This is a genomic window from Streptomyces lanatus (assembly GCF_014655715.1).
Classification (GTDB): Bacteria; Actinomycetota; Actinomycetes; order Streptomycetales; family Streptomycetaceae; genus Streptomyces; species Streptomyces lanatus.
The window spans coordinates 170062-182594 of record NZ_BNBM01000021.1; the positions used below are offsets into that span (position 1 = coordinate 170062).

The 12533-nt window shown below is 64.4% G+C and carries 13 protein-coding genes and 1 pseudogene; 3 read left to right on the plus strand and 11 right to left on the minus strand.

Going from position 1 to position 12533, the window contains the following annotated elements; genetic code table 11:
* Nucleotides 1-13: 13 nt before the first annotated feature.
* The 6 genes from traA to IE325_RS39450 are packed head-to-tail and all read right to left on the minus strand — an operon-like array spanning nucleotide 14 to nucleotide 3136.
* The gene (gene traA, locus IE325_RS39425) at nucleotides 14-610 is read right to left on the minus strand and encodes a plasmid transfer protein TraA (RefSeq protein WP_190074989.1); all 597 of its coding nucleotides are present in this window, start codon (nucleotides 608-610) and stop codon (nucleotides 14-16) included.
* An 18-nt stretch (nucleotides 611-628) separates the two neighbouring features.
* Nucleotides 629-1129, minus strand: coding sequence for a hypothetical protein (locus IE325_RS39430; protein WP_190074990.1), 501 nt, complete (start codon nucleotides 1127-1129; stop codon nucleotides 629-631).
* Between the two features lie 50 nt (nucleotides 1130-1179).
* The gene (locus IE325_RS39435) at nucleotides 1180-1419 is read right to left on the minus strand and encodes a hypothetical protein (protein ID WP_190074991.1); all 240 of its coding nucleotides are present in this window, start codon (nucleotides 1417-1419) and stop codon (nucleotides 1180-1182) included.
* Nucleotides 1420-1446: 27 nt separating this feature from the next.
* The gene (locus IE325_RS39440; protein WP_190074992.1) at nucleotides 1447-1830 is read right to left on the minus strand and encodes an RRQRL motif-containing zinc-binding protein; all 384 of its coding nucleotides are present in this window, start codon (nucleotides 1828-1830) and stop codon (nucleotides 1447-1449) included.
* Nucleotides 1830-2876 carry a DUF2637 domain-containing protein gene (locus tag IE325_RS39445; RefSeq protein ID WP_229912357.1) on the minus strand — a complete coding sequence of 349 codons (1047 nt, stop codon included), beginning with the start codon at nucleotides 2874-2876 and terminating at the stop codon, nucleotides 1830-1832. The genes IE325_RS39440 and IE325_RS39445 overlap by 1 nt, the downstream gene beginning before the upstream one ends.
* A complete protein-coding gene (locus IE325_RS39450; protein ID WP_190074993.1) occupies nucleotides 2873-3136 on the minus strand; it encodes a DUF6284 family protein in 264 nt (87 codons plus the stop codon). The genes IE325_RS39445 and IE325_RS39450 overlap by 4 nt, the downstream gene beginning before the upstream one ends.
* A gap of 463 nt (nucleotides 3137-3599) precedes the next feature.
* Between IE325_RS39450 and IE325_RS39455 the strand changes: the two genes are divergently transcribed.
* Together IE325_RS39455 and IE325_RS39460 are read left to right on the plus strand one after the other, a co-directional pair.
* Nucleotides 3600-4394, plus strand: coding sequence for a GntR family transcriptional regulator (locus IE325_RS39455; protein ID WP_190074994.1), 795 nt, complete (start codon nucleotides 3600-3602; stop codon nucleotides 4392-4394).
* On the plus strand, nucleotides 4391-5065 hold the full coding sequence (locus tag IE325_RS39460; RefSeq protein ID WP_190074995.1) for a YdcF family protein: 675 nt from the start codon (nucleotides 4391-4393) through the stop codon (nucleotides 5063-5065). Before IE325_RS39455 ends, IE325_RS39460 begins: the two co-directional genes overlap by 4 nt.
* Before the next feature lie 201 nt (nucleotides 5066-5266).
* Here IE325_RS39460 and IE325_RS39465 read toward each other — a convergent pair whose 3' ends face one another.
* The 5 genes from IE325_RS39465 to IE325_RS39485 all read right to left on the minus strand — a co-directional run bounded on the left by IE325_RS39465 (nucleotide 5267) and on the right by IE325_RS39485 (nucleotide 11883).
* Nucleotides 5267-7255, minus strand: a complete 1989-nt coding sequence (locus IE325_RS39465) for a S8 family peptidase (protein ID WP_190074996.1) — start codon at nucleotides 7253-7255, stop codon at nucleotides 5267-5269.
* A 361-nt stretch (nucleotides 7256-7616) separates the two neighbouring features.
* The gene (locus IE325_RS39470) at nucleotides 7617-8861 is read right to left on the minus strand and encodes an AAA family ATPase (RefSeq protein ID WP_308437707.1); all 1245 of its coding nucleotides are present in this window, start codon (nucleotides 8859-8861) and stop codon (nucleotides 7617-7619) included.
* Nucleotides 8862-8922: 61 nt separating this feature from the next.
* Nucleotides 8923-9264 carry a CU044_2847 family protein gene (locus IE325_RS39475; RefSeq protein ID WP_190074998.1) on the minus strand — a complete coding sequence of 114 codons (342 nt, stop codon included), beginning with the start codon at nucleotides 9262-9264 and terminating at the stop codon, nucleotides 8923-8925.
* Between the two features lie 550 nt (nucleotides 9265-9814).
* Nucleotides 9815-11491, minus strand: a complete 1677-nt coding sequence (locus tag IE325_RS39480; protein WP_190074999.1) for an HNH endonuclease signature motif containing protein — start codon at nucleotides 11489-11491, stop codon at nucleotides 9815-9817.
* Nucleotides 11492-11619: 128 nt separating this feature from the next.
* Complete coding sequence (locus IE325_RS39485; RefSeq protein ID WP_229912358.1) at nucleotides 11620-11883, minus strand: DUF6207 family protein; 264 nt, start codon at nucleotides 11881-11883, stop codon at nucleotides 11620-11622.
* 375 nt (nucleotides 11884-12258) lie between these two features.
* Between IE325_RS39485 and IE325_RS39490 the strand changes: the two are divergent.
* A pseudogene (locus tag IE325_RS39490) lies at nucleotides 12259-12477 on the plus strand (phosphorothioated DNA-binding restriction endonuclease family protein); the annotation flags it as partial.
* Nucleotides 12478-12533: the final 56 nt, after the last annotated feature.

Genomic DNA, 12533 nt, shown 5'->3' on the forward strand with positions numbered 1-12533 from the left:
TCGTACCTCCTTACTACTGCTGGGCCCAGTCGATGACCGGCTGCTGCGGCTTGCGGGCACGGTGACGGACGCGGTTGATCTCTTCCTCGAACTCCTGCTGGAAGGTCGAGTAGCAGGCAGCGGCCTTCTTCGCCGCGTCCCGCAGGTCGTTGGCGGCGCCCTGCATCTTGCGGGCCACCTTCGCGGCGCGGATGCGGGAGCCGAACGCGCGGCCGTCGGGGTCCGGCACGGCCGCCAGCACGCCCTTGAGGATCTCGGCAGCCATGGCCACCTCGATCGACAGCGTCACACCGGCCGCGCGCAGGGTGTTGCAGTAGTTCCGCACCTGCGCCGGGGAGGTGAACTCCGGGGACGGCAGCAGGGACTGAACGTGCGAGCCGCCCCCGCCCCCGCGGGCGACGTTCTTGTTGTTGTTCACGGTGACGTTGATCGGCGGGACGATCGAGCCGCCCAGCGCGCCAACGAACCCGCCAGCCGCGGCGCCCGCGTTGGCGAACTTGTTCGGCTTGTCGCTGGTTCCTGTGGTTGCGTCGACGCGCGGCCTGCCCGCCTGCTGAGCCTGCCGGTAGCGCCGGTTGGCGGCCCGGTTGGCGGATCCGTTGTCTGCCATCTGGCGATCTCCTTGAGGTCAGTGGGTGCGGCGGACGATGAACCAGGCGGCCTGAGCAGCGATCAGACCGAGCAGCCAGACCAGCTCAAGAGGACCGGTCAGCGGCCCGAACCCGGCGGCCAGCGCCAGCCAGGCCAGCCCGATTGAGGCGAGGGCGGCCAAGCCGATACGCCAGGCCAGGACGGATCCGGTGCCGGGACGGCGGCGCTGCATGACCGCCAGCCACACCAGCGGACCGGCCGCGAGCGGGGCGAGCACCAGCCCGGACCACCACGCCATCGCGTGCAGCAGGCCAGCCACCGCCAGCGCCACCAGGGCGAAGCCGGTCGGGGCGAGCGCGCGGCGGTGGTCCCACAGCATCAGTGCGAGACCGGTGAGCGCCTGGCGGGTCAGGGAGGGGCGTTCGGGCACCACGACCACGAACGGGTCACCACCGCGACGGCCACGCTGGCGGGGGATGCGCACGGTGTGAACGCTTGCGCCGCTCTTCACGGCGCGGGTACGGGTACGGCTGGACACAGCGGGACTCCCGGGTGAGAGAGGGAAAGCGGCGGAGGCGGTGGGTGTGTTCACGCGGTCGGGCGGGGCAGCGCACGGCACTTCTCGGCGTGCTGCTGCGCCCACTGCTTGACCGCGCCCGTCTCGTACGACCACTTGCTGAAGCGGATACCGCAGCCCTGGCAGGTGGCGATGGACTTCTCGGTGCCCTTGGCGACGTCCACCGTCAGCTCCGGGTCGTGCAGCAGCTCGGCGGCGCGGGTGAGGTAGCGGACGATGACGCCCTCGGGCCAGACAGTCGTGGCACGCATGTGGTGTGTCTCCTGGAAGTTGAAGGGTCAGGCGCTGCGCTGTTCTTCGGCGGCCACGCACAGACCGCAGATGCCGTACGAGCGGGGGATGCAGTAGCCGACGTCCATGCGGCAGCGCGGGCAGGTGCGGCGGGCGAGCATCGCCAGCGCGAGCGCACCCCACTTGCGCGACGTCATCGGACGGACCGGCTTGGCCAGGTCCTCGCGGTAGAGGTAGGCGACGCGGGGCGTGTTGCAGCGCCGATTGATCCGCATGAGCTGAGCGGCGACCGGCTGCCCGCCCGGCCGTAAGCCGCGGGCGCGGAGCTGGCGGCGGGTGGCGTAGCCGTCCGGGGCCATGCGCCACGGGTAGGTGGGGATGCCGTAGCGGGCGCCGTTCGGGTCGAAGCACTTGGCGTAGGCGCTCGGCATCAGACCACCGCCTCAACCGGCTCGCCGGCGTCGGCGGCCTGCTGCTCGCGGACCTCCTGCAGCCGGGCGGACACCCAGCCGACGGACCAGCCCGTGTCCTCGGCAAGCTGCCGCACCGAACGCTGCCCCTCACGGAAGGACCGCACGTAAGAGCGGGCTTCGTGCTCCGGCATCTTCGTGAACGGCGTGGCACCGTTCACGGCACCGTTCACCGTCCCGGCCACCGTGTTCACGGCCACCTGCTCGCCACTCGCCCCGGACGCTGCCGAGACGGGTTCGAGAGCCTGGCGCTCACGCCGTGAACGCTCCGCCTGCTCCTGCTGTTCACGCCTCAGAGCGTCCGCGCGCTGCTGGTCCTCACGACGCACACGCTCTTCGTATTCGCGCTGCTCACGCCGCATCTCCGCCTCACGGTCAAGGCGTTCACGCTCCAGCCGCGCTGTGTGCTCGCGCTCAGCGGACCGCTCGGCAGCCTCGCGTTCGGCCCGCGCGCGCTCCAGCCGTTCGGCGTGTTCGCGGGCGGACTGTTCAGCGCGTTCACGCTCCAGCCGCTCGTGTTCACGGCTCTCGCGCTCGCGCCGTTCACGCTCCGTCTGTTCGGCGGCCCGTGAACGCTCGATGCGCTCCACCGCCCGGCCGATCGCCCGCCGGTAGGCCAGCCCGGCTTCGGCGGTGACGATCAACAGCAGCGGCGCCACGGAGTGGACGGCCACGCCGACCAGATCGCCCTTGAGGGCACTGTCACCGATGTTGAGGAGCAACGTCATCAGCCCGGTCATCCACCGCAGCACCGCCGGCCACCGCCCGGAGCTGCCTCCGAGACGGGCCACGGTCGCATCCAGGCGGACCACGATCACCACGGCCGCATCGACCACGAGCGGCAGGATCGGCGCCGTCCACTCCCAGTCATCCGGCGTGACCCGCTCCACCAGCGGCGTGACCGTCAAGACCGAGAACAACACCGCGCCAGCGGTGATGGCCCACGTGCCCGCGGCGAGCGTCTTCTCGGCGGACTGGATCTGCGCCGGGGCCAGAGGCTCACTCACGCCCCGACCCCCGAGGCCGGAGCCGACAGGTTGGTCAGCCCCACCCGCGCGGCCAGCGCCTTGCGGCGCGCCCGGCGGATGCGGCGCTCGTCAATCTCGGTCGGCGTGCGGTCGAGGGTGACGATGTGCGCGTCCAGCAGCTCGATGTCGGCGAGGATGACCGGCATCTCATGCTCGATGGCGTCCAGCTCCGCGTCCGTCGGCTCATTCCAGTCGGCGAACGCGGTAACAGCGGTCTGAACAGTGACGATGTCGCTCATTGGGTCGTGGTTCCTTTCGCAGGGGAACGGCCCGAACAGCGGCTCCCGGGTGGCACCCCGGGAGCCGCGCCGTTGAAGTCGGAACATCCGGCTCCCCTCAGCGCTGCTCGTGCGAGACGAGCAGCGGAGGCAACCGGCCGCAGCAGTTGAGCTGCGGAGGGATGGGGACGAGCAGGTGCGCGGCCTTGCAACCGAGCGGCCGTCACTTCAGGGGAGACGGCTCAGAAGCCCACGTATTCGCGATGTCAAGGAACGACCAGCACGGGGCTCGCGGCGCGCGGCCGAAGCCGCCTTCCTGCCGAGCTGTCCCGAACTGACCGGTCTGGAAGCAGCCCAAAGAAGGCCCCTTCCGTCTCGCTGTCCTAGGACTGCGAGCGACCTGAGATGAAGATGGCACGTAGTCCTAGGACTGTCAACAGTCCTAGGACTGTGCTTCACTGGTTCAGGTCGAGAGGAGTTCTGCGTGGCACCGAAGTGGCGCGAGCTGGCGGACAGGTTCGCGGAGCAGATCAAGGGCAGTCAGTACCCGCCGGGCGCCCAGTTGCCCCAGATCAGAGAGCTAGTCGAGGCAGGGGAAGGCTCAAAGGAGACCGTCCACAAGGCCTACAAGGCCCTGGAGGCTGAAGGCCTCGTGACGTCGACGCGCGGACACGGCACCGTTGTGCGTCCGCGTGCTGCGCTCAAGCGGCTGGGTATCGCCCGGTACGACAAGGCGAAGTGGCGCGACGGTGACGAAGTCGCGTTCATCGCTGACCGCGTCGCATCGGGACGCGCGTACAAGCGCCACGAGCAGACGCAGACCGTGAGCCGTGTCGAGGCAGACAGCCTCGTAGCGGAGGGGCTGGGTGTCCCAGTCGGCTCCGAGGTGTACGCACGCGCCCGACTCGTGAAGGAAGGGGTGCAGCCGACTCACACCCTGACCAGCTACTACAGGCCGGAGCACGTCGAGGGGACACGCATCGTCGACCCCACCCCGGGCCCCGCCGGCCGTGGCGGCGGATACCGGGTCCTCTACGACGCCGGATACGAGATCGACCACATGAGAGAGGCCCTGTTCGCCCGCATCCCGACAGCGGACGAAGTGCAGCTCCTGCAGCTCCCCGCCGGTGAGCCTGTAGTCGAACTGCACCGGACCACGTACACCGCAGATGGCACGGTGGTTGAGTTCGCCGTGGGCGTCCACGCGGCTTCCCGCTTCGCGTGGGAGTACGACTTCAAGGTTCCCGACTCGGCACAGGACAGGAAGGGACAGGAATGATCTCGGCACAGGCATGGGCAGATGCTCGACTCCTGTGGGACTACCACTTCATGCACCACGACCCACGGCCGTGTTCGGTGGCGGTGGGGCTGGGCAGCCATGACCTCGGTGTGGCCGACGTGACAGCGGAGCTGTACCACCAGGGCATGGCTCCGGTCATCGTCTTCACGGGGGCCACCAGCCCCACGACCAAGGCGCGCATGCCGCGCGGTGAGGCTGTCCACTACCGAGAGCGGGCGTTGCAGCTAGGGGTGCCTGATTCCGCCGTGCTTCTGGAGCCGCGTGCCACGAACACCGGCGAGAACATCGAGTTCTCGAAGGCGGTGCTGGCAGAGGCCGACGTCAAGGTCTCGTCCGTCCTGCTCGTGACCAAGCCGTACGAAGAGCGGCGCTCGTACGCCATGATGCGGAAGCTCTGGCCCGAGGTCGAAGTGGTGTGCGCGTCCACGCCGATGGGCTTGGAGGAGTATGCCGACTCCATCGGGGACGCTCGCATGGTGATCGACATGATCGTGGGCGCCCTGCAACGAGTGCTCGTCTTCCCGAGGTTGGGTCTGGCCATCGAGCAGGACGTACCAGACACCGTCGTAGCCGCCTTTGAGCGGCTGTGCGTCGAAGGCTTCACTAGCCGACTCATGCCGACGGATGTTGTTCCCCGCCCCGGGACGTGATGTCAGGGCAGGAATCTGCCCAACCTGAGCTCCGGTCTTCACTTTCTCTGCCTCATCAAGGCCCGCGCACAGCCGCGGGCGCGCGCCGCCTCTGCGGCGCGGCCTGCCTCCTGTCTTCGCCCCGGCTGGCCGCGCTCGGCGGCGCGCTCGGCGGCTGTGGGCATGGAGTGGGAGAGACCCTCTGTGGCTGGGGCGGTCGGCTCAGGTCTGCGTTCGCACCTGAGTCGTAACCGGTACAGGAAGCGCTGATAGAACTGGGAACTCTGACTGCGCCAGCTGGTAAACCGGAATTCCAGAAAGGGACGTTACTGTCACCAGGAGGGTGAAGTCCACCGGCGCTGCGCCACGGGTAAGGACACCACCAGTCCGCGTCAGGTATTCGACGTCCAGCCGTGGAAGCCAGAGGCTCCCAGCTTGGAGGCGATCCTGCCCCTGCATAACCGTTTCCCATTTTCCCCCACGGCGCCTGCTAGCTTCGGAAGCTTTGGGCCCGATTTTCTGGGAGCGCGACACTGGATTCTTGCTGCGAATCCAACCTTCCTCCTCCAGTTCGGCAGCTCTTTCCGGTTCGTCATGAATATTGACCTTCACAGGACGTGAAGAATTATCCGGATCACGGAAGGAGTACATCGCGGCATGCGGCCTGAGTGTAAATTCGAGGCCCGATTCCGTGTACTCGACCGCCTCAGTTGGGTCCGTGGGGGATGCATAGGCGAGAGTCCACCTGACCTTCACCCTTCCCCGATCGAGGCCCTCAGGCACGGGAAGCTGAAATCCCAATATCTGATCACGCTCGACGGACGCCTGATAGATGACGGTGACCTCGTTGCTGTCACACCAGAGAGCCGAAGCATGGTCGCTAATGAGCCTTCCATGTCCGGTACTTAGGTTCGAGTCAGCGTGCGACTCTGCGAAGTGGACCGCGAACGCCTTGAGCGCCGAAGCACTAGCCCGGTCCCCAAGCTCGCCAGATAACACAGCCAGCTCGTGTGCAACGAGGGGTGCCGCGTAACTTGTTCCGCAGTCATACGAGATTCTACCGTCAGCCCTCAAACGAGCAAACGGCATTTGATCGTCGCCCCCGAACGCCATGACCGCCGGCTGTATCAGGGCCCCAGGCCGCCCAGGACCGACAGCACTGTATGCAGCCCGGGTCCATAACGCCTCAGGGTACGGACGATCACAAGCTCCGACGCTGAGCCCATTGACCATATCAGCCGGAACCATTATTCGGTTTTCGCTGGTCTCGCCGTTGTTTCCGACGGCAGTAACGAAGAGAATATCCCTTTCGTAGGCCAGACTATCGAGAACCGCCGTCCACCGATGCGGTTCACCATCGTCGACGGAAACTTCCGGCCCCAGACTGAGATTGACGATCATAGCGTCGTCTTCCGTGACCTGCTTCTGAATCTGATCCAAAAGCCAATAGAGCTCGGTCCCATCCTCAGCTGGTCCGGGAATGCACCGATAGTGAGTAGCCCGGACTGGCGGCTTCGACAGCTGTTGCCCCGGCTGCACGTTGCCATAGAGAACGGCTCCCGTAACAGCACTACCGTGCTCAATGCAGCCGTAATCAGGATTCTCGGTCGTAAGATGCACCTGATTAGCAGAGCCTGCAAAGTATTCGCCGCCATCATCTATTCCGGCGTCAAATATCAACACCTCAGGCGCAGTCGGGTCAGCGGCCGGAGGCGCAGGTCGCGCTACTCGCGGTGCCGATCGAAGCGGTGATGTAGGAACAGGACGAATCCGCGGCATACGCCGGATAGAACGAAGAGGGTTGAAGGCGGCAGCCTGCTCCGCTTGCCCTTCAGGCAAAAATACAGGGACGAAGGTCAACCCGGCGACAACATCGCGGCGCGTAGCCGCTACTTCCCCACCTAGGCTCGCAATATAGTCTTCAAATTTTCGGAAGAGACTGCTAGTCATCGGCTGACGACCCGATCCAGGATTATCCGGATCAGGGTGAAGAACCGCCTCGTAAACGACTCGAGAATGGTCCGAATCAGCAGTGTCAGCCCGCGAATCACGTAAAACCTCCTCGCGGCGAGGTAGGCGTATTTCCGAGAATTGGCGCAGCTCCTCCGCAGCAGCTTTTTCGGCGCGGTTGAGATCGACGCCCTCAAGCATACTAGCCAAGCGAGCCAGGCTTGAATCGTCGCCAGCGACAATCAGGGACTTGGTGGCCACGTCAGGCGTAGTGCCGCTCCGGAGTGTGAAATCTGCAGTAGCCGGACGAGATCCCAGGGGAGTGAGACCTAGCAGTTTAACGAGACGGTCGGGAAAGTAACTGTTAGCGAGGAAGTTCGGCAACAAAGTCGCCTCGAAGACCACATGTTCGGCTCGTAATGCAGAATCAATCCTCACTGCAGAGTCCCGGAGCGAACGGGCCTGTGGACCAAGGATCTCCCTGGTTTCCTCCATCGAGAATGGATAGAACTTGTTTCCCCCTCCTGAAACTCGATCCACCATTTCGGACATCTGCTCGCCTCCGACGAGGATTCGCCCGCCCGACTTCTGACTCATTTATCCCCCCGGGAAATTGCGCCTACTACGCCTTTGTCACTTTTTCCTGCGAAGCCAAGGCTCGACTTACTGTCGGGTGACTTACACCTAGGATGCTAGCGATCTTTCGTTGCGAGTATCCGAGTGACTGATGTGCAAGACGAATAATTTGCGATCGGACTTCTGTGTCCGTTTTCGCCTGCTCACGCAGCGAGACCATGGCATAATTAGCGACTCGCTCGGGAAATCCTCCTAGGCTTCCGTCTTCGACGATCACTTCGCGCGCGAATCCATTCACGAGCTTGACAATGTCGGAATGCGACTTACCCTCGGTCGCGAGCGCCAACAGAGAAATACAGTCTCCGTCAACGGATGCAGCCACCATGACCGGAATTTGACCTACGAGACTTTTCCGTTGCTCACATTCAGGCATCGGCATTTCGATTTTTACGTCGAAGCGCCTGGCAATGGCCGAATCAACCAGATCTAGGTGATTAGTGGCAGCGACCAAGAAGCTGCCAGCTGGCCAACGGTCGAGCTCCAACAACAGTACGTTGACCAACCGCTTAAGTTCGCCAACATCAGTGTTGTCGTCTCGCCGTTTCGCCAAAGCGTCAAATTCATCTAGGAATAGAACGCACTCTGTTTCTGACGCGTAATCAAGTACCGCCCTCAAGTTTCGCCCAGTTCGCCCCAGATAGCTCGACATCACGGAGGCCAAATCCACTGCAAGAAGCGGTTGCTTCATTTGCTCGGCGATGTACGCAGCAGTCATGGACTTACCCACGCCTGGGGGGCCACTCAACAGAACGCTGCGAGACGGCTGCAGTCCCGCTTCTAGGAGTCGCTCCCGCAGTGGCCGCTCAGCAACGATCCCGTCAACCTGCGCTCTGCAAGCATCATCGAGCACGGGCCCTGGACTTGAAGACGTCTCCACCGAGCGCAGCAACGTTTGGTTAGTCTCTGGGTCTCGGGGCAGATCGGCCCCGGCCGGCGGCCTCCACTCGGCGCTGCGAACCGCGCCCCCTCGGAGGGGGGACCGTTCAGGCAGAGCCGTGAGCAGGGCTCTTAACTCTGCCCGGAGGGCGACTGCATGCCCAGAGACTGTGGGCGGCTTTCGCATCCACCGCCTGCATAGCTCCCTCACAGCCTGTTCGTCTGACTTGAGGGCAGCCGACATTAGCTCAAGCAGTGCGCGTTCCGTGTCATCTAGGCCCGACCAGCTGCCATCCTCCGGCTTACTCATGCCGGGCAGGTTACCAACTGGTTTATGCGTCTGACCAGGCCACATGCGTCAACTGGTACATGTGGTTCACTCACAGTGCGTACATGAACCACGGCGACACCGCTGATCAGCGACTCCAGCGCGCCCTCACTTCGAAAGTAGAGTCGGCTTTCACCTTGCCCACGAGAGGAACGCCACCTTCACCACTGAGAGATACCCCGAACTTCACCTCCAACTCGTCCGGAGCAGCGTCAGCGAACCGCTCACGAATCGCCGCTGACACGTCTTCGCAGGTCTGAACTATGGCATCGCCCACTTGGCGAAGGTTGGTCAGCGCCTGCTCTGGGGTCCCGCGTCCCCTGAGAATCTTTGACTGATCAAAGTTGTCGACAGCAAGTGGAGTTACTTCCACCAGGAATACCGACTCACTGCCATTAATTCCGACCGCTTTGTACACGTCCACCCCCATGTGGGCTGATCCATTGCAGCCCGATGATCTCGCATCTGTCCTCTTCGGCGCAGGAGTTGGATCAATCCGTTCTGAAGTTTTGGCCGGTTACCGTTCTTTGGCTTGAATGCGTAGCCTGTGTCAGTACCTCTGCTCTTGGCACCGACAACCGCGAAAGCTGCTGCACCTCACACGGCCCAACCAGAGTCATGGAGGGCTAAAGGAACGCTCACGCCAGGATCAGCAGCGTTGAGTGTCTACCTGCGTGACAACGCAGCCACACAGCGACGGACAAGCACGCACCCCTGTGGACCATCACAGCAGGCGAGAAGCACACATGACCAAGGTTGGACGCCCACTCAAGTTGCTTCGGGACGAAGAGGTCTCGCCCTCAGTACCGAGTCCGTGGGCCATGCGTGGGCCAGCGTCTCGCAAAGGGAGCCGAACCGGCGCTCCCATGCAGGTCAGATAGGGTTTCGCCTCTGATTCCGCAGCGGCCTTGAAAGCCGTTCCCGTTGTGCTGGGCGCCGCCTACCCCTGGACTGTAGGGGCAGGCACCGAAGCAGGCGCCTCACTTGAGCTTCGCCTCATGGAGCCGGCGCGCGGTAACGGCAAGGAGGCGTCGAAGCTTCTCCCTGTTCTCGCCGTAGGTCTTGAGGGCGTGGCAATTCGGGCATAGAGCGATCATGTTCCAGGGGACGTCCGGTCCGCCTTTGGCCAGGTCCTTGACGTGGTCGACCTGCAGGATGGGCAGGCCGGCTGTGGTTCGCTCGGTGGGGTGGCCGGCGCAATCAGGGCTTTCGCACCTGTTCTGGCAGCGCTTGATGACTGCCGCTCTCGCGCTGGGGTCGCGGACGTACTTGTCGGCCAGCGTGGGCTTCTTCATCTGGCCCCGACGCTCGGCGTTCGCTTCTGCCTTCTCCGCCAAGCGCCTGTACGCGTCCTCGTCGCTCTCGCCGGTGGCGTGCGCTGCGGGATCGACGTCGCTGGGGCGGTAGTCGCCCGTTTCGTCGTGCAGCTCGCCCGTATCAATCTCCAGTGCGTCAAGAACCTCAAGGGGCCAGGTTCCACGCTCTGGGGAGGGGACGGGGGCCAGAATCCAGAGGAACTCACGGCGAGGCTGCTTGTCAGCTCCGGTGCCCCAACGCAGCCGGCGTTGCACGATCACGGCCCAGGTTTCGAAGCTCCACTGTCCCTGAAACGGCTTGTGCCAGTAGCGCAGTGGACGGCCAGCGCTCTGATGTTCGACCATGAGCTCGTTGCCATCAGTGAGCTTCTGATCGCCAGAGAGGCCATCGCCGACGTAAGCGATCCAGTTTGTATCGGGGATGCGTCCGTCGGCGTAGGGGCCCTTGTCGTCCGAGAAGACGCTCAGGATGCCGTCGGCGAGACAGCCGATCCCTGCCATCTTCTGTCCCCCGTAGACGCTCCAAATGGCCTCGCGGTCTTTGAAAGTTTCCCCGAGCAGAGGCCGCAGAGCATCCGGCCACCTGCCGGCGAGTAGCTCGTGGAGGCCGAAGTCTTCCAACAGGCCTGTCGGAAGGGGATGGAAGTAGCGGAGGATCAGTCCTGCCGCCGCTGATGCCGCGGTATCAGGGTGCGAGCGGAGCAGGTTGTAATCGTCCTCGCGCAGGCCACCAGAGGGGTTGACCTCGTTCAGAGACTCCAGAGTGGGGCGCCGCCCTCGACTGGTCAGAGCGACTTCCTGTCCCTGCTCAATGGTCCAGAGCTCATCGCGGGTGAGGGCCCAGAACGGGTAACGGGTTCCGTCAACACCGTCTTCAACCTGGCCGTACTTCACCATGAGCGGAGCGACGGCATCACGGGTGGCCGACCATGGCTGCATGCGGGGTGCTCCGGCCACGGCCTGCCCGATTGCCCAGAGGAGAAGAACGGGGCGGTGCAGGGCAGGGCCCGTCGCACGACGGGCCGGCCGGACATCTCCCACCCGCCGGTGGAAGGTCTTGGGGGGCTCTACGACGGTGAAGCCCTCCCTCCTCAACCAAGCCACTGCGTGCTTGAGGCCACCACTGAACCCTGGGGAAGAGGGCTTGAGCGCTACACCGAAGTCGTACTTGTGGGCGACACCAGCTATCGCTTTCGAGTCGTACAGGTTCCCCTCGTGCTCAAGGAGATAGGTGGCCGCGGCGCGGTAGCCGTAGGTGTCCCGGAATGCTTCCGGGCCGAGCCTGTCGTGTTCTGTAATCGCCTGCAGGATGCCTGCACGAGTGATCTCAGACGGTGCCATGGTCGACACCGTAGAGCAGGCCACTGACAACGAGCCCTGGATGCCTCATCGGTACCGTCACAGCCGTCTGAATGCTCCTGAGGATGCCGCCCGCGCCTCGCGCACCGCCCTCGGCGCCCTACCGTGGCCTACACGCCCGAGGCCTGGCGTAGGTCCAGGAAGCAGCGCAGCCGCACACCCGGCTCGCCGGGTTCTCGCGTCGTACGGTCCGCCGGCGCGATCGCCCACCGCCCAGCGAGCAGTTCCTGGACCGCAAAGACGGTCTCGTCATCGGCGGCCGCGATGTCCACTACGGCCAGTCCTGATTCCGTTACATGCGCTTCGTTGATCGGCCTCACGCATCCCATGACGCCCCGGCGGTCGCCGAAGTTCTCCACGGAATACGGGTTCACCCGCCCGAGTGTGATCGCGGTGTCCTCGACTGATGCATGGCGGGAGTGTCCCAGCGGGTGCCTGCAGGCGACGGGAACCGGGTGCTATGTGCGGGTGCTGACGAAGTGCACGGTGGGCCCCCACAGCTCCATCGCCGGTGCCATGCACCACTGGCACAGAGGACGGCCGCCTCGGCCGTGCTTGTGCGTCTTGCGCTGGCCCGTCGCCCTTACGACCGCGGTTCGCGCCACAGCTTGGCGCGCGGCAGACGCATCGAAGCCTACGCAGCCTGTGTCGCCAACTACTGATTCTGTGCCATGCGTGGTGAGCAGCGGAGATCTCATACTCAACGGACGCCTGTGCGGCCTGCACACCGTGGCAAGGTGGCCTCCGTGATGACGCAGGACGAACTGTTGAACGCCCTTGCGGGGCTGCGCCAGGCACGGATCGGAATGGTCCGTGCGCCCCACAAGCCTTTGCTAGTTCTGTGGCTGCTGGGACGATTCGCCGCGATGGGGAGCACCGCGGTCACCTATGACGAAGCCGAAGGTCCAGTCAGCCGCCTGATCAACGACTTCGGTCCGACGATGAGCAATCCGTCGCAGGCTAAGAGGTCCTAACAAAGGCGTTGGACGTGCCGGTGGGTGATCAGGCAGGTCGCGAGGCCGAG